The 635-nt window shown below is 59.1% G+C and carries 2 protein-coding genes; both read left to right on the top strand.

What is annotated here, in order from left to right:
- On the top strand, positions 1-207 hold a 207-nt coding region (locus RT97_RS32860), incomplete at its 5' end, for a DUF3304 domain-containing protein (RefSeq protein WP_155403925.1).
- A gap of 94 nt (positions 208-301) precedes the next feature.
- The coding region (locus RT97_RS32855) for a DUF3304 domain-containing protein (RefSeq protein WP_172672266.1) at positions 302-635 on the top strand (334 nt) is incomplete at its 3' end.

Here is a 635-nt window from a genome sequence, read left to right as displayed (position 1 = left end):
CCTCGAACACCCCCTCCGCCGCAAGAAGCGGTGGTCGAAATCCCCGAATACACGCCCAAGACGGCGGGCGCAGTCAACGTTCATTTCTACTCGGAACACCACGTCAAGGTAGTGATAAGCAGATATGCGATCGAGCACCCACGCTATCCGATGAGCGAAGAGGACAAGAAACCGTGGGTTACCCGCACAGACATCGTTGACGAATGACTTGTGCATTCGCTGGTCGAAGCCCAACGCGCACAACGCGAGGCTCAGTCCGTTGGCCATGACAACGGGATCTAGAACATCGGGAGGAGATCCATTGAAATCAATCACCAAACATCGCCCTGTGCCGCATCGCCTCTGGCAGTTCGCTTGCATCGGGGCGGTAGCGATCATGCTGGGCGCCTGCAGCGATAACGACATGCTGGCTGGGGATGTCACCGGCTACAACCACATGCCTGTATCGGGTGGGTGGGGCATTGCCGGATTCATGGTCAATGGCGCTGGGGGGCCCGGCATTCAAACCGAGAGCGGCGGTGGGAAATTCTCCTGCTGCATGTCATTTCCCAGGCACTGGCATCCTGGCATGACGGCCAAGGTCAGCTGGTTCTACGACGTCAAGGTCGGAGACCCTCGAACACCCCCTCCGCCGC

It is taken from the genome of Variovorax paradoxus (genome assembly GCF_000834655.1).
GTDB lineage: Bacteria > Pseudomonadota > Gammaproteobacteria > Burkholderiales > Burkholderiaceae_C > Variovorax > Variovorax paradoxus_F.
Note: the sequence above shows the minus strand (reverse complement) of the source record. Positions and strands in the feature narration are given on the sequence as shown.